The following is a 16,931-nucleotide window of genomic DNA, read 5'->3' as shown; positions in this document are numbered from 1 at the left end:
GGAGGAGACTCATGACCATCCCGCAGCCCCTCTTCTTTACCCTGCCCCAACTCACCGAGCGCCTGCCGGCTCCCCGCACTCATCCGCAGGCCGAACAGGGGGAGCGCCGGTCGGTGGCCTGGTGCCGCGAACATCTTCCGTCCTTGCTGGGCAACGAGGCGTCGGTGGAGGCGTTCCTGGCCAAGAAGTGCGAGCTCATCGCAACCCATGTCTACCCCGACGTCGCGACCGACCGGCTGGACTTGATCCACGACTGGATGACGTACTTCGCCGCGGTCGACGATCTCCTGGACGACGTCCGCCCCGCCGACCGGACCACCGCCAGCATGCCCGCCATTCTGGACCCGCTCCTGTCCGCCCTGCACAGCGGAGTTCAGCCAGACGACAGCCCCGCCTACATCCACGAGATGCTCGACTTGATCGCCCGCCTGGACAAGGACCTGACCAGAGAGCAGAAGCAGCGCCTGGTGGCGGCGGTCGAAGAGTACGCCAACGGCTGCGCGGATGAGGACCAGCTCCGGGTGGCCGGCGCGATCACCGACTTCGACACATACATGGCCGCCCACGTGGCTGTCAGCCATGGGAGTGTCGTCGTCCTCCTGCTCGAGTACGGGCTGAACATCGACGTCAGCGCCCACCTCGCGGACCCCACTGAGCTGCGTGAGGCCAAGGACGCCGCGATCCGGCACGTCCTCCTGGTCAACGACCTGTTCTCCTACCGCAAGGAGCACTTCACAGGCGAAGTCTCCGACAACGCCATCACCCTGTTCACCAAGCACTACGGCCTGGATTTCCAGGAAGCCGTCCAGCACCTGTGCGACCTCATCCTGCAAACAGAGCGCGAGTTCTATGCCTTCCACGATCAGGTCCGGGCCACCCCCACCGGACACGACCCCGTCGTACGGACATTCCTGCACGGTCTGGAGATGCTGTGCAGCGGATACGTGCGCTACTCGTACGTCACCCCCCGCTACAACGGCGTCGACCACAACTGGAACGGCGTCACCTCCGGCACCGTTACCCTCCTTCCCGACCCGACCGTCTACACGGCTGCTGATAGCAACGACCATCCGCCCAGGACGCGCTGAACGTCGCTGCCCGTCGCGGCACCGAATGCGGAGTCGCCCGAGAGAGTGACGGGCGATATTTCTCCGCCCTCGCCACCAGCCGCCGGACCGTCGTCCGTTTATGACAGCGCATGGCGTCCGCGGTACCCAGCCGCAGCGTCAGGTCGTGTCCGAGATGCTCCCGGGCGGGAACGGGGCAGCCCTCCGCCAGTCGGGCCGACTGAGGGCTGCCGCTCGTTCTGCGTCAGGTGCCTAGCCCTGCTTCACGACACCGAAATGGAACGGGACCGCATCCTGCGGGATGGTGCCGTCGGACCGTCCGGGGAAGTCGAGGATGGCTCCATAAGTGCTGTGCCGGAACGGCGCCCAGAACGTCGTCCCGGATTCGGGCGACTTCGTCCACACCCGGCCCAGGACTCCTTGATGCCAGTGGGCGGGGCCCGGGGTGGAGAGTTCGCAGATCTTCTTGCGCCTCTGCATCGGCTTGTCGTTAAGGCATAGCCCACTCGCCACGTTCTGGAAGTACCGGCCGTTGGCGGAACGCTTCCACTGTTGCGCCGCTGCGTTGGTGTCACACTCCACGAGCGGGAAGTCCGGCACGGCACCTTCCTCCTCGCGTGCCGACACGCACACGGTCTTGCCCTCGAACACCGTCGAGATCACGAACGTGTCGCCCTTCTTCGGAATGTCCGCGTGGGCAGGAGCGGCCGTCGTCGCCGGCAGCAGGGCCGCAGCGGCAGCCGTCAGGGCGGTGCGGGCGGTCTTCTGAACGCGCATCCTCATCCTTTGTTGATGATCTTGAAAACAGCAGGTTGGCCAACGGGTTACGCGGGAGCCGGGACCGGCTAGCTGCCTTCGGCTAGCTGCGCTTGGACGACCTTGCTGAGCAGCTCCCGCGTCTGCGTGTTGAAGACGTCGATGAAGCCGTCGGCAAGAGGGTCGATCCTGTCGTCGTTGACGGCCGGAACCGAGTCGGACGAGGGCTTGGACGGTTCGCTTTCCTGGGCCTGTGCGACGCCGCAGAAGGACAGCGCCGCACCGGTGATCGCGGCAGCGGCCAAGACGCGCTTGATGTTGCTCATGGCCTGCCAACGATCACCGTCACGGCGGCAACAGGAGTCTTGAGCGGGAAGAGTCGACGCATCCTCCTCCAGGGAGTCGCACTCCCGCCCATATGCGGGGCATAGCCCGTAACCTGCGGCCGGCCAGCGCGGTGATCCGCTTCGGCGGTCTGTCCGTACTCGGAAGGTGCCACTTACATGAACCGAATCCGTCAGGCCCGTTGGCACGCCGCTGTCGCCCCCGTCGCCTTGTTCACGAGGCGAACCGGCCCGTACTGGTCATCGGCCTGAGCCGCCGTGGCGGTCCCCGTGAGCAGGGCTAGGTGCCTGCAAACGGAGGGCGAAGGAGATCTCGCGCACGCGACCGACTGCACGACCCACGACGGCCAGCGCCTCATGCTCCAGCGGTACACGAATACCGACGGAAGCTTCGACTCGGCGCAGGCCCTCTGGAGCACCCGTTGCCTCTCTGTTGACGGGCTCAGCGCGCTCAGCCTGGGCCCTTGCAAGGACAGCCGCGACCAGACGATCTGGGGCATCGACAACCGCACCAGCCAGTTCGAGAACCTGCAGCTGTCGAACGGCGCCTACACCAACGCCTGCCTCACCGACCTGACAAGCGAAAACCAGGTCACGCTCGAAGACTGCGACGACACCGATCCCACGCAGAGGTGGGACGTCCGCCCGTTCTATACCGCGGCCGAGGCAGAACCAAGCCGCATCCTGGGTAGCCGACTTCCTGGCTCTACGGGGATGCGCCGCAGCACCACCATCTAGGGCGGAGTGAGTGGTCCGGGCAGCCTTCAACGCCGCCCCCGACTCGGCGCTGCTGTTTGCCCTGCTCACCGGCCGCCCGTTCCGCTCCTACCGGCACCCCAGCAACGTGTGGGACAGACCCATCCGATCAATTGACAGACCCGTACCGTCTGGCGAGAGCGGTGATTTGCTGTCGGGAGAGGGTCGCTTCCTCGCGAGTGGCGGCATTGAGAGTGGCGGCGATGATGTCCCACAGCAGGTGGGAGAAGTTCCAGATGGGCCCGGGGGGAGTAGAGCCCAGGTAGTCGTTGGCCTGGGTGAGGCTGCGTTGGGCGTAGTCGCGCATGTCTGCGGAAGTCCAGCCGTCGGGGAAGAAGTCCACGCCTCGGGCGAGGTCGTCGTCACGGCTCCAGAGCATGTGGACCGCTTGCAGTCCGCGGCCAAGTGCGATGGCGCCGTTTTGGTCGGTGATGACGCCAGCGTGCCAGAGCCAAAGGTTACTGAGGCCGAGTCCGACGGACCCGGCAACGGTGTAGGTGTAGTGGTCCAGGTCGGCTTCGGTAGCGATACGGAAGTCACGCTCGACCCAGTAGGCCATCCGGCCAGCCATGGCAGAGACGGCCTCCCATAGGTGAGGTGCGACGCTGGCGGGCGGTACGCGAGTCATCCATCGGCCAAGCTGGAGGGTGACTGGTTCCAGGTGCTGGTGGTGCGGTTGGAAGATCGAAGCGAACGAGGTCTCATCGAATCGGGTCTGAAGGATTCGCCCTACAGCGCGCAGAAGTTCGGCCTTCGCCACAGGCGGCAGAACAGGGTGGTCTTCGATCTGATCGATGGCCCGGGTGGACAGGTAGTAGGCGGTGACTGCGTCACGAAGGTCACCGTTGAGCTGCATGATCGGTAGCACGAAGCTTCTGCTGGTCGCTTCCAGTACAACAAACGTTTCCGCGTCTGCGGGCATCGGGAACCACCTCCTGTCACTAGCCGGGCTGCACCAGGCCGTTCAGCTCAACGAGGCGCCTAGCCACGGGAGACGAGGCCACGAGACCGGGCCGACCTCGGAACCGGAGGCGTCGATCAGCCGGACGTGACGGACGCCGCCGCCGTCGTGTTCCTTCACCACACGCAGTTCGCAGTCCACAGCGCCGCTTAAGCTTGTTCTTTTTCTTCCAGTCTCGAACGGCGCCCCGAGCTGTGTCGCTCACCAGGGAGTTCGCGGGACGTAGAGGCAGCCTTCGCCTGATCGTGTGTTCCGGCCAAGGAATGCACGTGACCGAGACGAAGGCCGTGATGGTGAGTGTGCTGGCTGAAGGTGTGCGACGGCAGGCGTTCGAGGAAGCGTCACGCTTCCGGGGCGAGTTCTACGAGTGTCTGACCGTCCGGCGGGATGGGTTGTCCGAGTTGGTGGACGCGGTGCTGTGTGCGGATGGCCCGGTGAAATCACCAGTGGATCTGACGCTGGTGCCTGAGCATCGCCGTGGGCACGGCGCGTTGTACGGGGCCCTCAACCGTGGCCGGATCGACGTCGACAAGTTGCGGGCCGTTCTGGCCGACGTGCCCCTGCCGCGCTTCGACGGCGGGCGCCTGGTGCTCGCGGTCGACGTGTCACCGTGGCTGCGCTCGGACGCGCCGTGCTCGGCGGACCGGTTGTTCTGCCGTGTCTACGGGCGGGCGAAGTCCGCGCCGCTGGTGGAGCGGCTTGTCACGGCCGGCCAGTGGACGCCCGGGGACCCGGACATCACGATCGTCATGGACGCCGGCTACGACGTCACCCGCCTGGCCTGGGTACTACGGGATCTTCCCGTCGAGCTGGTCGGCCGGATCGGCGGCGACCGGGTGATGCGGCTGCCGAAGCCGCCCCGCGTCTACAACCCCAAGGGCGGGCATCCGCCCAAGCACGGGCCGGAGTTCCGCTTCGCCGAGCCCGGGACCTGGCCCGAACCGGCCATCACCACGGCCACCGACACCACCAGCTACGGCAAGGCCGAAGCCCAGGCGTGGGACCGGGTCCACCCCCGGCTGACCCACCGCTCGGCCTGGCTGGAGCACGACGGTGAACTCCCCATCGTCGAAGGCACGTTGGTCCGTCTCAGAGTCGAGCACCTCTCCAAGGAGCGGGAAGCGCCGCCGGTGTGGTTGTGGTCCTCGAGGACCGGAGCCACCGCAGCGGACGTGGACCGCTGGTGGCAGGGATTTTTGAGGCGCTTCGATTTGGAGCACACCTTCCGCTTCGGAGAACAGACGCTCGGCTGGACCACCCCGAAGCTACGTACTCCCGCGGCGGCGGACCGCTGGACCTGGCTCCTGGCCGTCGCGCACACCCAGCTCAGACTCGCCCGGCCCCTGGCCGCCGCCCTCCGCCGCCCTTGGGGAGCAACCGGCCCAACCTGCGCGGCTCACTCCGGCCCGGGTCCGCCGAGGGTTCAGAAACATCCGCCCCCACTTGCTCTGTCCGGCCCGTGTTCCCCAACCACGCGGAACGGGCCCCGGACGACCGCCCGGCTCGAAGAACCGACGCCCCGCCACCCGCTACGACGTCGGCAAGACCGCCAAACGCCCCGAGAACCTCAAGGCCATCGGCAAACCTGGAAGATCTTGGTAGATAAAGAACAAGCTAGGGTCTTGCTCCGCGCCTGTCGGCGCCGGCCTGGCAGCCGTCCAGACCGGCGGACGGGGCGTCGTCACGCAGGGACGCCGAGCGGCGGGTGCTCGAGCACGCGGGGCTTGTACTCGACCAGCTGGATGCGGCCGTCGAAGGTGCGGTGCTCGATCATCTCGAGGGCAACGTCCGGATAGCCGTCGTAGATGCGTTCTTCGCCCGTGGCTCCGGTGATCACCGGGAACATCACGACCCGGAAGCGGTCGACGAGTCCGGCTCGTAGCAGGGTCCGGCACAGGCTGAGGCTGCCGATCGTGCTGAGGAGGCCCGAGCCGCTCGACTTCATGGCGCGGACCGTCTCGACGGCGTCGTCGCGGACGAGCGTGGAGTTGGCCCACGTCAGTGGCTCCTTGAGTGAGGAGGAGAACACCACCTTGGGCGCCTGCGTGAGCTCGTCGACGGACGCCTCTTCTTCGGGCCTGAACTCGTCTTGGCCATTCGGGACATCGCCTGCGGCGAAGCCCGACATCAGACGGTAGGTGTTCGCTCCCATCAGGTAGGTGGCCTCGGGCTGCTCGCCGAGCCATGCGAGGTACTCCGGGCCCTCGAGGCCCCAGAACCCGGGCCATCCCTCTCCCGATGCATAGCCGTCGAGGGAGGTGATGAAGTCGACGAGAAGCTCCGACATGGCGGTGTCCTTTCCTGGGGTGTCACGAGCTTGGACCGACCGGGAGCAACAAACTCATCGGCCGCGCTGTGGAGTAAGTAGCTGTTGTCGTTCCGATCTTGAGGGGTGCGTGTCGAACGGGAGTCTCGATCGGGTGGTCGCGGCTGGCCGCGGGCATGAAGGCAGGGCCTCTTGGAGCTCGGGGTTGCGAAGCCAACCGAGATCCAGGTTCGAGACTGACCCGCTCGGCTGGCCTAGTTCACGGTGCAGGCTTGTCAAGGCGACGCTTTGGTGGTCTCGACGGTCCGTCTACAGGAAAGGTCTTGAAACATGCGCATAGTCAGCCGTGTGGGCTTGGCGGTCGGAGTTGCGCTCGCCTCGTGCGTGCTTCCTTTGACCTCGGCGCAGGCCGCCGCACCGCACCACTGTCAGGTGCAGGGCCCTCCTGGGCCAGGCGTGAAGATCTGCGATTCACGGGAATTCGAGATTTTTGTGACGAGAGTGTGCCTTTTCCACGGGGACGGGGGGGAGGTGCCGGATCCTGGAACCATCGAAGGTCTCAGTGTGAGGTGCTGCCAAGAAGGCTGTACGGCCGAGCTGATCGCCCTCCACTGTCGACCGGCGGACTAGCCTCGATCTTTCGTGAGCTCAGTCCTTGGCAGGCAGATGAGCTAAGTGGCTGTTGTCGTTCCGATCTTGAGGGGTGTGCGTCGAACGGGAGTCTCGATCGGGTGGCCGCGGCTGGTCACGGGCATGAAGACAGGGCCTCTCGGTAGCTCGGGGTTGCGAAGCCAACCGAGATCCAGGAGACTCTGTTGCCGCAGTTGTACGTGCTCGCTCCGGTGGAGTTCAACTCGGCTGCACCGACGTGTGATTGTGTCGCTCACCGGTTCGGGAATGCGGCCGATCACCCGGAACGTGTTCGGCGGTATCCGTCGGACATGACGGACGCGGAGTGGGCCGTGGTCCGGCCGCTGCTGCCGGTGCCGGGCTGGATGCGCGGCCGGGGCGGGCAGCCGGAGGTGTACTGCCATCGGGCGATACTCGATGCGATCCGCTACCTCGTCGACAATGGCATCAAGTGGCGGGCGATGCCGGTGAACTTCCCGCCGTGGGACCGGGTCTACGCGTTCTTCCGCCGCTGGCGTGACCACGCCCTGGTCAGGGAGTTCCACGACCGGCTGCACAGGCAGGTCCGCAAGGAACTGGGCCGTGACGCGGAGCCGAGTGCGGGTGTGATCGACTCACAGTCGGTCAAGGCGGACGCCGTCGTCAGTGCGGACAGCCGTGGCTTCGACGGCGGGAAGCTGGTCAACGGGCGCAAGCGGCACGTCGTGGTCGACACGCTCGGACTCCTGCTGGGGGTGATGGTCACCGCCGCGGACACCGGCGACCGCGCCGCCGCCCACGCCCTTCTGCGGCAAGTCGCCGACGCACACCACCAGTTGGAGCTGGTCTGGGCCGACGGCGGCTACACCGGCAGCCTGATCGACTACTGCCTGGCCACGCTCGGGCTGGTCCTGGCGATCGTCAAGCGCAGCGACGACCTGCGCGGCTTCGTGGTGCTGCCCAAGCGGTGGATCGTGGAGCGGTTCTTCGCCCACCTGATGCGCACCCGCCGTCTGGCGCGCGACTTCGAGCGCCGCACCACCAGTGCCGAGGCGATGGTCTGCTGGTCGATGACCCTGCTCATGACGCGCCGGCTTGCCCGGCCACACTCTGGGCGAGGGTGAACCTGCCCGGCTGCCGCTCGGCCAGCCAGCCCCGCGCGGCCAGTCGTTTCGCCTTCGACCGCAGCGCCTCCACTTTGGCCGGCACCGCGTCCAGGCCGAACATGGCGGCCAACTCCTGGCAGGTCAGCGGCCCTTGATGGAGCCGGTGCCGGTCCGCCAGGGCCTGGAGAATGCGCTGGTAGTCCACCGACAGCACCGACCAGGCCAGTCCCTCACGCCACACGGGCACGTGCGACTTCGCCTTCGCCGCCGGCCCGGGCGCCGGGCGCGCGCCCGCGTCCCGTGGGCCGGGTGCGGCCTCCACATCTGCGACGCTGCCGCCGCCCGGAGCCAGGACCGTGCCCACTCGCCTGCGCGCGATCGCCCACTCCTGCCATTCCTCCTCGGCCGCGGCCAGTTCGGCCTGGATGCGATCGGCTTCCTCCCGCAACCCGTCGACCCGACGTCGAGCGGCGAGCGCGTGCTCTTCCAGCAGTCCGACGACCGACGGCATCCGCAACCTCCCGGGGAGCGACGACATAACACGCCACCACTCCCACCGAATCACCGGCCCTATGCCTGACCAGCGAAAACACCGACCTCAGATTCGGAACGACAACAGCCACTTAGACAGCGAACTGCTGAGGTGGGCCCAAGCGTGGATGCGTCAACAAACCCTTAGCCGCCTGCGGCGGCGCCGTCCCTGCGAGGGTCGGCGGCTGCCAGGAGTGTGCCATCCGGGGTGATTTCTACGAGGGCGGCCCCGCTGCGGAGCGGCACCGCTTTGGCACAGGGGTGGCCCAGGGCGCGGAGTCCCGGCAGGAAGCGTTCGGCTGCGGTGCCCTGTTCCACGTCGGAGCGGGCGTCGTGCAGGCCGGCGCAGGCATCCGTCGTGGTCTGGCCGCTGAGATGGCCGTGAATGAGGGCCTGGTGTGGGTTGAGGCCGTGGACGAGGACGTCCAGGACCTGGTGGGCCACGTAGTCGGGGATGAGGCCGCCGCCTGCCGAGCCGGCGACCAGGCGTGGCCTGCCTGCGGGGTCGAAGACCAGAGTGGGGGCCATCGATGTGGTGGGGCGTTTTCGCGGTTCCATGAGGTTGCGGCCGCCTGCGGTTTCGGGTGCGAAATTGGTGAGTGCGTTGTTGAGCACCATGCCGCGTGCCAGGAGAGCGGCCCCGAAGTTCTGATTGACCGTGGTGGTCATGGACAGGGCGTTGCCGTATCCGTCCACGATGCTCACCTGGCTGGTGGCGTCATGGTCGGCGGCGACGCGGACTGCATCGGTGCACAGCCCGGGACGTACGGGGTGAACGGCGGAGCCGGGAGAAACCTGCGCGGCTCGCTGCTTGAGGTAGGAGGGTGAGAGAAGCCCGGCCACCGGGATGTCACCGAAATCCGGGTCGCCTGCGCAAGCGCGTGCGTCCACTCCGGCCAGCCGTCCGGACTCGATGAGCAGATGGGCATGCCGGAGGGTGCCCGGTGTCAGTGTGGCGACTGCCTTGCGGTCGGCCAGGGCCAGTACGGACAGGACGTCGATGCCGCCGAAGGCCGGCGCCGGAGCCGTGCACACCCGGTACCCAAAAGCTGGCCCGCACAAGGGAGCACGCTCGCGGGCCCGGTAGTCCGCGATGTCCCGCACGGTCATGAGCGAGGGGATCACCGCAGTTCCTCGGCTGTCCGTACGGGGTTTGAAGACGTCGCCCGCAGCACGTGCCACAAGGGACGGTGCGATCCTGCCTCGCGGTGTGTAGAAGGCATCGGCTCCGCCGGCCGCCACCTCTTTAAGGACTGAGGCAAGTTCGGGGTTGACCACCCTGGCCCCGACCGGCACGGGCGTGCCGCCGGGGCAGTAAAGGGCACGCACATCGGGGTAAGCACAGCCCTCCTGAGCCATGGTGTGAAGGTACCGGCCGGCCGGAAATCCGTGAGCTGCCAGTCGCTCCCCTGCGCCGAAGAGAGATCCCCAGGGCAGACGGCCCAAGGCGCGGTGCAATGTGCCGAGAACTCGCACGGTGCCCGGAACTCCCACGGCGCGCCCGGTGTGCTCGACGCCTTCATCGAAGGCCCGGACGCCGAGACGCTGTTCGTCAGCAGTAGGGGTGCGCAGTCCTGCGGTGGCCACGGCCGGTGCCTGGGCGAGTCCGTCGAAGAAGCGGACGCGGTGGCGGCCGTGGTCCCAGTAGAGAACCTGCGCGCCGCGGCCCAGCCCGGACGACTGCGGTTCGACCACCGCCAGCACCGCCTGCACGGTCACGGCCGCATCCGCCGCGGTGCCGCCATGTTGCAGCACCTCACAGCCCGCCCGGGCCGCCAGAGGACTGGCGGCAGCGACCATGAACCGCCTCCCCCGCGCAGAGGAGGCGGAGGAACGGCCGATGACCGGTGCACACACGCGGCCATCCCTCGCAGACTCGACGGGAAGGAACGGTCTGGAAACCCCGGCCTGGGCGCTTGGCACAAGGAGCAGGAGGGAGAAGAAGACGGCGAGTACGTGAGACGCACAGCGGCGAAGAGACACATGGCCCCCAGAGCAGAGTCGGCCAGCACGTACTCGCCGGGCCCGCAGCCGGGAGAGTCTGACGCACGCGACACGGACGGCCCGCCGCCACCATCGCCGGTGACGAGCCCCGGCCCCGCGACCGCGCACTCCTCCTCCAGACAGAGGAGGTCCCCCTACTATCCCAGAGCCGCGCCCAGCACGGCTACCGCCTCCGCAGCCTGGGCCGCTCTCGGACTGAGGTCGGACGTGCCGCTTTCGGGGACGCTCTCGATGATGCCCTGGGCGCCGCGCAGCAGGTTGCGCATGATCTGCGCGGTGCACGGCAGCCGGTGAGCGTACAGACCCCGCACCGGCGGAGACCGGTCGGCGCGCGCGTCCTCCACGCTGACGCGAGGGTGATCCTTCATGACTGCCCTGAGCCGAATCTCGAACGCCAGCCCGCGGCGTGGCGCTGCGTGAGAGTGCGCAGGGTTGCTCAGACCGGGGGAGGCGCGGCAGTAGTTGAGGGCGCGGAGGACGGGCCAGACACGCACGCACCGGATTCTGATCGGGGTGGTGGTCGCGGGTGCCGTGGTGATCGCCGGGATCGGTTTCGCGGGTTCGTACGCGGCGGTCCGCGAGCTCGCGCTCAAGAAGGGCTTCGGGAACTTCTCCTACGTCCTCCCGATCGGCATCGACGCGGGCATCTGTGTGCTGCTCGCCCTCGACCTGCTGCTCACCTCGATGCGCATCCCCTTCCCGCCGCTTCACCAGACCGCCTGGCTGCTCACAGCTGCGGCGATCGCCTTCAAGGGCGCTGCGACAGCAGCCAGAGCCCTGACGTGATCGCGTTCGGTGGCCGTGAGGACGTGAGGACGGTTCGCGGTGAACCAGCCGTACTCGCCATGCGGCGAGCGGTATTCGGCAAGACCACGGCCACAGCCCGGTCGGCCGGTGGTGGCTGGGAAGCCACAATGCTCGCTGCCCGCCAGCATGCCGACGACCTGCACCTGCACACTGACCTCACCAGGCAGAGAATTCTGCTTGTCGACGACGTCTTGGTTCTGTCCGCGCCGAACTTGGCGCGCAAGGCGAGTTGCTCGGCCGCTCAGCTTGTCGCGGCGGTTCTTCTGGTTGGAGATTCATACTTCGAGCCGTACGTCGTGCTCCTGGCTCTCGACGACGATCCGTTCGGCGTGCCGGCGGGGAACGACGGTCCGTTGCTCGCGCTCGACGTACTGAGCGAACGCGGTCGGGCCATGGCCAGGTGACCCGCTGTCGCCTGGAGAGGACTCCGGGAACGCGTCAGGCCCGCGTAGTTGAATGCCTTCGCGGGCCCGACGGTGTGCACCTACTGGGGTTGAGGCAACCGATTCAACGAGCACACGGTCGAGGAGCTCCGGGCAAGGAGTCCGACCGCCGCTGCCGAGGGTTGGTCAGCTGATGGAGCTGTCCCACTGGACGGTGGGGGCGTTCATGCCGGTTGCGATGCTGGTGAAGGTGAACAGGCGGGAGCGGTCACGGCCGTTGAGGCCGGGGCCGTAGGTGTACCAGGCGGCGATGTCCTGTTTGCCGTCGCCGTTGAAGTCGCCGGAGACGACCTCGCTCCAGTTCCAGTTCCAGCTGTCGGATCCGCTGTCCCAGACCTTCTTCGGTGCGCTGACGCCGTCGGTGGTGCCGGCCATGGTCCACAGGCCGGTCTGGCTGCGTCCGTCATTGGTCTGGCCGTAGTTGTAGAGGATGCCGATGTCGGCCTTGCCGTCGCCGTTGTAGTCTCCGGCGGTCAGCTTGCTGGCATTCCAGTTCCACGAGTCGCTGTCACTGTCCCAGGCCTTGACCGGAGCCTTGAAGCTGCCCCCGGTGCTGCTGAAGGTGAACAGCGCGGTGTGGTTACGGCCGTTCTCGACACCGTAGTTGTACAGGGCGCCGACGCTGCCGCCGAGTCCGCAGCCCAGGCAGAATTCTCCGCCACCTACGCTCGGCATTCGGCCGAAGCAGCAAACAGCGCAGCAGCCTCGGCCAAGGCCTCTGCTCTCGCCGCCGGCAAGAGCAAGGAAGAAGCGGATACCGCCGCCTCGCAGGCCTGGTCCATCACCGGCAATCTGCGCAACCAGGAAATAGAATCTCAGGGCAAGGCGGCAGAAGAGCAGCGTAGGCAGCAGAACCAGGCTGCGAAGAAGAAGCCCTGCATTCCGTACCCCAGCCGGGATAACCTCCCGCTGTGCATGCTCGATACGGGATCCGGAGGCGACCACTACTTTCAGCCTCTCGATATCGACCCCACTATGACCGCCATCTTTTGGCAAGTCACTGGGCTCAACGATGTCAAGGACTGCATTAAAGACCCGACCCTGGGCAAATGCAGCATGGCCGCGATGATGGTCCTTCCCATCGGCAGACTCAAAGCAGCCGGTGAAATCGCCGAAGGCGTGCAGGCCCTGGCCAATGGAACACGAGCATTCCGTGCAGTCAACGGAGGGTTCAAGGTGGGAGTGACTGCCGACGAGATCGTGGCAATCAACCGCAAGGTCGGTGGAACCGGAATCATCCTGCGCAACCACCCGGAGCAAATCCTTGCCAGTGCCAGCTACTACAACTCATTCTACGATAAGCTAGGCGCTGTCATATACGGCCTCGTCAAAGGTCACACCTTTGACGATGGAGTCAAGCGGACTACTATCGAGGTCGCCGAGCTCCTAGTGCAGCGGAACAACGTCTCAAGCGTTGTCCCCCCCGGCATGCTCTCGGACATCGTCTTCCAGGTGGGTGAGGGCAAACTGGCAGACGCGACTGCTATCGGCAGAGCAATTAGCGGACGCTAGTGAAAGCAGGAACAATGGAAGTTCAACAACTGATGGAGAGCCTGGGGCGCTCAGGCGTGAATGTCCTCCTCAAAGTAGACGAAGAGAAGATGGCGCAGGCTGATGAAACCTGGACCGTCTTCATGTCCGGCCCCGTCTTGGGAGAAGGGGAGTACATTCACCTAGAACGGGCAAGCTTCGACGAAGGACTCGGCGAAGCATTCTCCAAACTGAATGAATTCCCGGGCGACTGGCAATGGGTTCCCTCCCTCTCGGCAATCTCCGACGCAGCAGGAATCGAGTCTCTACTGGAGAGCCTGGGGCGTGCTGGCGTAACCACCATCCTGAAGGTGGACAGCGAGAGAATCATGAGCGATGGAAATGCTTGGACCATCTCGCTCGGTGGGTCTGCACTCGGCGAATTCGAATTTGTTCGCTACGACTGTCCCACGCTTTCCGAGTGCCTCGAGTCGAGCTTCGCGCGATTGTGTGAATTCCCGGGAGATTGGGATTGGCTGCCCGAATTCTCATAACATAGGCCCCTAGAATTGAATTTTCGTGACGGCTCACTCGTCCAACGGGTGGGCCGTTTCGGCTTATTAATAGGACTCCGGTAGGTCTTTCTGCCGGGCCTGTTCGGGTGCATGTTGGGTGTGTGGACGCACATGAAGTGATGCGTGTTCGGGCGAAGTTGGCAGGCCCGTCACCTGCGTGTCCATCGTTTTTGTTGTGAACGACACGACCGACGATCGACTCATCTGGGAACTGACCGGGTGGGATGCTGACGAACGCCCAGCCCATGTCACCGAACTCAGCCGGGAAGAGATCCTGCGCATACGCGACCTCTTCGACCGCCGTCTGCCCCCCCCCGGCAGGGGAGGACGAGTGGCTTGCCTGCGCTGCTTATGAAGTGCCCCGTGACCTGCAACTCCAGGTGCTGGCTGCCGTCCCCCGGCTGGAGTTCAAGCCAGGGCTGGAGTACTTCGTCGAGGGGGCCGTCCCTTCCGATTAGGCGGCCGGACGGCTCCTCGCTGCTGCCGACGCCACACTCGTCGCGCTGATCCGGCCGGAGTTTAGACACAGGCTCTGAGCTTGTTTTTTTATGGTTTGTGAGCTTTGAGTTGATTACGTTCGGCGATGCTTTCAGGGCGTCTGGTCGTTTTGCCCACGTCGTAACGGGTGGCGGGTCGCCGGTTCTTCGAGCCAAGTGGGCGTCCTGGGCCTGGAGTTGAGGGTTTGGGTGCACGGGCCGGGCTGTGCAGGTGAGGGCGGAGGTTCCTGAACCCCCGACGGACGCGGGCCGGGGTGAGCCGGGCGGGTTCGGCCCGCTTCTCCCAGGGGCGGCGGAGATCGGCTGCGGCCTCGCGGGTGAGCCGGAGCTGGGTGTGCGCTGCGATCACGAGCCACGTCCACCGGTCCGCGGCCTCGGGGCGGCGGAGCCTGGGACGTGTCCAGCCGAGCGTCTGCTTCACAAAACGGAAAGTGTGTTCAAGGTCGAAGCGCCTCAAGAACGCTTGCCACCGCAGGTCAACGTCCTCGCTGGTCATGCCAGTCTTGGAGGACCACAGCCAGACCGGCAGCGGATCGCCTCCGCCGGGCAGATGGTCCACCGTCAGGCGGATCAAGGTGCCCTCGATGATGAGGAGTTCGCCGTCGTGGTCGATCCACGCGGAGCGGGTGGTGAGCCGTGGGTGGATGCGGTCCCAGGCCATGGCCTGGGCGGAGCCGTAGCGGTCAGTGACCTGAATCGTCTCCGCGTCGGGCTCACCCCAGGTATCGGGCCTGGCGAAGCGGAACTCCTTGCCGTGTTTTGGCGGCCGCCCGCCCTGGGGATAGGACGAGGCGTACTCCTTGAGCGAGGGCGTCGGACGGCGCATCACCCGGTCCGAGCGCATCCGCCCGAGCACCTCGACCGGCAGACCGCAGAGGAGGTAGGCCATGCGCGGGGCGTCGTAGCCGGCGTCGGAGACGACCAGGATGTCGTCGTCACCGACTTCCCACTGGCCCTGGCCGATCAAGTCGGTGACGACGCGGCGAACCTGGGCGGCGGTGACTTCGGCGACATCATCGGCGGGGCCGAGCCGGACCGCGTCGAGTAATTGGCACCACGACGTACGTCCCGTCTCCAGGGCAGCGACGAACGAGTACGGCCAGCCCGGAATGAACTGGTCCGAGGAACGTCCCGAGCGGCCGTAGACGTGACAGAACAGGCGGTCCGGGCTGGTCGGGGCGTCGGGCCGCAGCCACGCGGAAACATCGACGGCCAGGACCAGGCGCCCGTCCGCGGCCTTCGGCTGCGGCAGCGTCGCCAGCGCCTTTCGCAGCCCGCCCACGTCGAGGCGGCCACTGTTGAGCGCGTCGTACAACGCCCCGTGCCCACGTCGATGCTCGGCCAGCAACGTCAGATCGACCGGCGAGGTCACTGGGCCGTCCTCACAGAGCATCGCGTCGCACAACTCGAACAGCGTGTCACCGCGCCGAGTCAGGCACGTGTAGAAGTCCTCCCGAAAGTGGGACGTGAAGTCGAACGCCTCGTAACGGGCACTGTGGTCCAGCAGACTCACTCCTGCAGCCTTACGTATGAGTGCGGTTCCATGACGGAACGCATGCTCCCGCGAGCGCCGTCCGCCCGTCCGGTGAACTTCCCACCGAGCGCCGACGTACGGGTCACTGTTCGAGGACCGTTGCTGAAGGACGGTTCAGCCAGCTGCCATTACATCGGCCAGGCTCACAGCGGGGCAGCCGAGCATCCCCGTCAGTACGCGGTGCTGGCGCTCGGTAAGGGTTGACAGGAAGAGCGCCGCGTCGGCGTTGGTCTGCTCGCAGAGCGCGGCTACTTCACGGACCTTTCCGTAGCTCAGGAGAGTCCGCGAGGAATAGGGGAGGGCTATCTTCTTGGCCCCGCCGTCCGAGACACCACGGCGTTGAACGATACGGCCCACGACGCGCGCACCGTGATTCGTCGCCTGCTGGGCCGCCGTTTCCATCAACTCGGCGAAGTCCTTCTGCTTGCTGGAGAAGTAGCCGACGAGCACGACATCAGTTCCCTCGGCCATGGCCGGAGCCTGATGCCGGACTACCACCGGCCGCGCGTGGCGGACTGGTCGTCGATCACGCCTTCGATCCTGATGCATGGCTTGCAGGCTAGAGGCGCTGCTGCCTGCGTCGATAAAGGTTTTCCCCGACCGGCACAACCAACGTGATCACTCCGCCGAGGGGCAACCGAGGATAAATGCCAAGCTCAGGTCGGGAGTTCGCTTCCAGGAGTCGGGTCAGAAACGGTGCGAGCCCTGAGCAGACGGCGAAGCGCCGTCGGTGTGTGGCCGAGGTGTTGGCGCATGGTGCGGGTGAGGTGGGTCTGGTCGGCGTAGCCGAGGTCGGCGGCGAGGGTGCTGAGGCTGTTCTCCCCGGCTTCCAGGCGGTCGAGGGCCCTGCCGATGCGGACGCGCTGGCGGTAGTGGGTCACCGTCACGCCGAGTTCGCGTGGGAAGGCCCGGCTCAGGCGATAGGGGGAGGCGCCGAGCAGCTTGGCGAGCGACAACAGCGTGTCCGACAGGGGGTGGGCTTCGGTGATCGCCTCGCGGGCGGCTGCGATGAGGGGCCGGTCGCGCCCGGAGGGTGTGGAGTCCAGCGGGGTCGGGCCGGCTGCGGTGCGGCGTATGGCGGTCGCGGGGCAATGCTCAGGACTTGTGGATCGGTTCCGGGAGGGCACGCGGAGGGCGTCCTTTCCCGGTGGTCCTTTGATGGTCACCGAGTAGGCCCGCGTTCGCAGCGCGGGTCGGGAAAGCAC

Annotated in this window: 17 protein-coding genes and 2 pseudogenes; 8 read left to right on the top strand and 11 right to left on the bottom strand. The window is 66.4% G+C overall.

Going from position 1 to position 16,931, the window contains the following annotated elements:
- Positions 1-11 precede the first annotated feature (11 nt).
- Complete coding sequence (locus tag OHA17_RS01430; RefSeq protein WP_406503255.1) at positions 12-1,088, top strand: hypothetical protein; 1,077 nt, start codon at positions 12-14, stop codon at positions 1,086-1,088.
- 231 nt (positions 1,089-1,319) lie between these two features.
- On the opposite strand, the gene OHA17_RS01425 is transcribed toward OHA17_RS01430, so the two are convergent.
- Both OHA17_RS01425 and OHA17_RS01420 read right to left on the bottom strand, forming a co-directional pair.
- Positions 1,320-1,844 carry a hypothetical protein gene (locus tag OHA17_RS01425; protein WP_406503253.1) on the bottom strand — a complete coding sequence of 175 codons (525 nt, stop codon included), beginning with the start codon at positions 1,842-1,844 and terminating at the stop codon, positions 1,320-1,322.
- Positions 1,845-1,912: 68 nt separating this feature from the next.
- A complete protein-coding gene (locus OHA17_RS01420; RefSeq protein WP_406503251.1) occupies positions 1,913-2,149 on the bottom strand; it encodes a hypothetical protein in 237 nt (78 codons plus the stop codon).
- Positions 2,150-2,425: 276 nt separating this feature from the next.
- Between OHA17_RS01420 and OHA17_RS01415 the strand changes: the two genes are divergently transcribed.
- Positions 2,426-2,905: a ricin-type beta-trefoil lectin domain protein gene (locus OHA17_RS01415; RefSeq protein ID WP_406503249.1), complete on the top strand. Its 480-nt coding sequence runs from the start codon at positions 2,426-2,428 to the stop codon at positions 2,903-2,905.
- 127 nt (positions 2,906-3,032) lie between these two features.
- On the opposite strand, the gene OHA17_RS01410 is transcribed toward OHA17_RS01415, so the two are convergent.
- Positions 3,033-3,845 carry a squalene/phytoene synthase family protein gene (locus OHA17_RS01410; RefSeq protein WP_406503247.1) on the bottom strand — a complete coding sequence of 271 codons (813 nt, stop codon included), beginning with the start codon at positions 3,843-3,845 and terminating at the stop codon, positions 3,033-3,035.
- A gap of 329 nt (positions 3,846-4,174) precedes the next feature.
- On the opposite strand from OHA17_RS01410, the pseudogene OHA17_RS01405 reads away from it, so the two are divergent.
- Positions 4,175-5,486: pseudogene (locus tag OHA17_RS01405) on the top strand (transposase).
- A gap of 79 nt (positions 5,487-5,565) precedes the next feature.
- On the opposite strand, the gene OHA17_RS01400 reads toward OHA17_RS01405, so the two are convergent.
- On the bottom strand, positions 5,566-6,171 hold the full coding sequence (locus OHA17_RS01400; RefSeq protein ID WP_406503245.1) for a dihydrofolate reductase family protein: 606 nt from the start codon (positions 6,169-6,171) through the stop codon (positions 5,566-5,568).
- A gap of 920 nt (positions 6,172-7,091) precedes the next feature.
- Here OHA17_RS01400 and OHA17_RS01395 point away from each other — a divergent pair.
- The gene (locus OHA17_RS01395) at positions 7,092-7,883 is read left to right on the top strand and encodes an IS5 family transposase (protein WP_406503243.1); all 792 of its coding nucleotides are present in this window, start codon (positions 7,092-7,094) and stop codon (positions 7,881-7,883) included.
- On the opposite strand, the gene OHA17_RS01390 is transcribed toward OHA17_RS01395, so the two are convergent.
- The 3 genes from OHA17_RS01390 to OHA17_RS01380 form a co-directional block, all read right to left on the bottom strand.
- Entirely contained in the window at positions 7,840-8,376 is a 537-nt protein-coding gene (locus OHA17_RS01390; protein ID WP_406510612.1) for a hypothetical protein, read from the bottom strand. The two genes, OHA17_RS01395 and OHA17_RS01390, sit on opposite strands and share 44 nt — an antisense overlap.
- A 164-nt stretch (positions 8,377-8,540) precedes the next feature.
- A complete protein-coding gene (locus OHA17_RS01385; RefSeq protein WP_406503241.1) occupies positions 8,541-10,196 on the bottom strand; it encodes a gamma-glutamyltransferase family protein in 1,656 nt (551 codons plus the stop codon).
- Positions 10,197-10,537: 341 nt separating this feature from the next.
- Complete coding sequence (locus OHA17_RS01380) at positions 10,538-10,768, bottom strand: hypothetical protein (RefSeq protein ID WP_406503239.1); 231 nt, start codon at positions 10,766-10,768, stop codon at positions 10,538-10,540.
- A gap of 94 nt (positions 10,769-10,862) precedes the next feature.
- Between OHA17_RS01380 and OHA17_RS01375 the strand changes: the two are divergent.
- Together OHA17_RS01375 and OHA17_RS01370 are read left to right on the top strand one after the other, a co-directional pair.
- Positions 10,863-11,162: pseudogene (locus OHA17_RS01375) on the top strand (DUF2637 domain-containing protein); the annotation flags it as partial.
- A gap of 20 nt (positions 11,163-11,182) precedes the next feature.
- The gene (locus OHA17_RS01370; protein ID WP_406503237.1) at positions 11,183-11,611 is read left to right on the top strand and encodes a hypothetical protein; all 429 of its coding nucleotides are present in this window, start codon (positions 11,183-11,185) and stop codon (positions 11,609-11,611) included.
- A 165-nt stretch (positions 11,612-11,776) separates the two neighbouring features.
- On the opposite strand, the gene OHA17_RS01365 is transcribed toward OHA17_RS01370, so the two are convergent.
- Complete coding sequence (locus OHA17_RS01365; RefSeq protein WP_406503235.1) at positions 11,777-12,325, bottom strand: FG-GAP repeat domain-containing protein; 549 nt, start codon at positions 12,323-12,325, stop codon at positions 11,777-11,779.
- 300 nt (positions 12,326-12,625) lie between these two features.
- Between OHA17_RS01365 and OHA17_RS01360 the strand changes: the two genes are divergently transcribed.
- Together OHA17_RS01360 and OHA17_RS01355 are read left to right on the top strand one after the other, a co-directional pair.
- Positions 12,626-13,162, top strand: coding sequence for a hypothetical protein (locus OHA17_RS01360; protein WP_406503233.1), 537 nt, complete (start codon positions 12,626-12,628; stop codon positions 13,160-13,162).
- 14 nt (positions 13,163-13,176) lie between these two features.
- Positions 13,177-13,674 carry a hypothetical protein gene (locus OHA17_RS01355; protein WP_406503231.1) on the top strand — a complete coding sequence of 166 codons (498 nt, stop codon included), beginning with the start codon at positions 13,177-13,179 and terminating at the stop codon, positions 13,672-13,674.
- A 567-nt stretch (positions 13,675-14,241) separates the two neighbouring features.
- On the opposite strand, the gene OHA17_RS01350 is transcribed toward OHA17_RS01355, so the two are convergent.
- From OHA17_RS01350 to OHA17_RS01340, 3 genes are all read right to left on the bottom strand, one after another.
- Positions 14,242-15,699: an NF041680 family putative transposase gene (locus tag OHA17_RS01350; RefSeq protein WP_406510611.1), complete on the bottom strand. Its 1,458-nt coding sequence runs from the start codon at positions 15,697-15,699 to the stop codon at positions 14,242-14,244.
- Between the two features lie 141 nt (positions 15,700-15,840).
- Positions 15,841-16,197, bottom strand: coding sequence for a hypothetical protein (locus OHA17_RS01345; RefSeq protein ID WP_406503229.1), 357 nt, complete (start codon positions 16,195-16,197; stop codon positions 15,841-15,843).
- A 185-nt stretch (positions 16,198-16,382) separates the two neighbouring features.
- Positions 16,383-16,853, bottom strand: a complete 471-nt coding sequence (locus OHA17_RS01340; protein ID WP_406503227.1) for a helix-turn-helix domain-containing protein — start codon at positions 16,851-16,853, stop codon at positions 16,383-16,385.
- Positions 16,854-16,931: the final 78 nt, after the last annotated feature.

The organism is Streptomyces sp. NBC_00212 (assembly GCF_045206365.1).
In the GTDB taxonomy this organism is placed as follows: domain Bacteria; phylum Actinomycetota; class Actinomycetes; order Streptomycetales; family Streptomycetaceae; genus Streptomyces.
Note: the sequence above shows the minus strand (reverse complement) of the source record. Positions and strands in the feature narration are given on the sequence as shown.

Excerpts from the sequence above, each read along its gene's own strand:
- OHA17_RS01380 (WP_406503239.1), bottom strand. The coding sequence starts at position 10,768 with ATGAAGGATCACCCTCGCGTCAGCGTGGAGGACGCGCGCGCCGACCGG.
- OHA17_RS01420 (WP_406503251.1), bottom strand. The coding sequence starts at position 2,149 with ATGAGCAACATCAAGCGCGTCTTGGCCGCTGCCGCGATCACCGGTGCG.
- OHA17_RS01430 (WP_406503255.1), top strand. The coding sequence starts at position 12 with ATGACCATCCCGCAGCCCCTCTTCTTTACCCTGCCCCAACTCACCGAG.
- OHA17_RS01425 (WP_406503253.1), bottom strand. The coding sequence starts at position 1,844 with ATGCGCGTTCAGAAGACCGCCCGCACCGCCCTGACGGCTGCCGCTGCG.
- OHA17_RS01345 (WP_406503229.1), bottom strand. The coding sequence starts at position 16,197 with ATGGCCGAGGGAACTGATGTCGTGCTCGTCGGCTACTTCTCCAGCAAG.
- OHA17_RS01385 (WP_406503241.1), bottom strand. The coding sequence starts at position 10,196 with ATGGTCGCTGCCGCCAGTCCTCTGGCGGCCCGGGCGGGCTGTGAGGTG.
- OHA17_RS01360 (WP_406503233.1), top strand. The coding sequence starts at position 12,626 with ATGACCGCCATCTTTTGGCAAGTCACTGGGCTCAACGATGTCAAGGAC.
- OHA17_RS01355 (WP_406503231.1), top strand. The coding sequence starts at position 13,177 with ATGGAAGTTCAACAACTGATGGAGAGCCTGGGGCGCTCAGGCGTGAAT.
- OHA17_RS01365 (WP_406503235.1), bottom strand. The coding sequence starts at position 12,325 with ATGCCGAGCGTAGGTGGCGGAGAATTCTGCCTGGGCTGCGGACTCGGC.
- OHA17_RS01410 (WP_406503247.1), bottom strand. The coding sequence starts at position 3,845 with ATGCCCGCAGACGCGGAAACGTTTGTTGTACTGGAAGCGACCAGCAGA.
- OHA17_RS01390 (WP_406510612.1), bottom strand. The coding sequence starts at position 8,376 with ATGCCGTCGGTCGTCGGACTGCTGGAAGAGCACGCGCTCGCCGCTCGA.
- OHA17_RS01395 (WP_406503243.1), top strand. The coding sequence starts at position 7,092 with ATGACGGACGCGGAGTGGGCCGTGGTCCGGCCGCTGCTGCCGGTGCCG.
- OHA17_RS01400 (WP_406503245.1), bottom strand. The coding sequence starts at position 6,171 with ATGTCGGAGCTTCTCGTCGACTTCATCACCTCCCTCGACGGCTATGCA.